Source organism: Candidatus Hodgkinia cicadicola, assembly GCF_002774925.1.
In genome coordinates this window covers 1-787 of the sequence record NZ_NXGO01000125.1, presented here as the reverse complement: position 1 = coordinate 787, position 787 = coordinate 1, and the positions used below count along the sequence as shown (strand labels likewise).

The window sequence follows — 787 nt, the reverse complement described above, 5'->3', positions numbered from 1 at the left end:
CATGTATTTATGCTTCTTATAAAATTATGTAGTTTATATACCTTCTTGTATGCCATCTCAAATAATTTTAGTGATGCCTGCTGAAGCTGCGTTGTAGCCTTACGGATTTCTTCTGGATCTGTGGTTTCTTTATTTGCTAACTTTTCTCTTACTTGTGCAATATTTTCCTTTAATTTGTCACACTGAAAACAACATTTTGTAAATTGAATGACAATTATATCTGCATATAAAAGAATTATACAAGCTATTAGAAATTAAACTTAAAGTTCATACATTAACATACGAAAATCTCCAAATAAGAAATGTTAATGAACATAATTATTCAAGATCAACTAAGTTTCAATAGTTTTCTTCTATCAAAATAACTAAAACATTCAAAATTATGTATATGACTATCTTTGTTTCTTAGCCTCATGTTCAGAGAGAAGGAAAAGTGAAGGACAAGTAAAATTAGTAAATTTAGGTTCTCACCTCTTCTTTTGGCAACTGATCCTTAAATTCTTCCATTTTAGCCTCGGTATCATGTATAATACCTTCAGCCTGGTTAATTGCTTCAACTCTATCCTTCTTAACCTTATCAGTCTGTGCATACTGTTCTGCATTGCGGACCATGTTTTCAATTTCATCTTTACTTAAACCACCCGATGACTGAATGACAACTGTGGACATTTTCATAACATATAATAAATAAATAATATAATGATATTACATACATTTTCTGTATAAATATTGTAATGCGACATAATAGTAGCCCCATCCCAAAACCTAAAACCGCTCAATTAAGTAG

At 30.2% G+C, this 787-nt stretch carries 1 protein-coding gene; it reads right to left on the bottom strand.

Features of this window, described 5'->3' with window-relative positions:
* Window positions 1-459: 459 nt before the first annotated feature.
* Entirely contained in the window at window positions 460-669 is a 210-nt protein-coding gene (locus MAGTDC_RS03615) for an Hsp70 family protein (protein WP_192573214.1), read from the bottom strand.
* Between the last annotated feature and the right edge of the window lie 118 nt (window positions 670-787).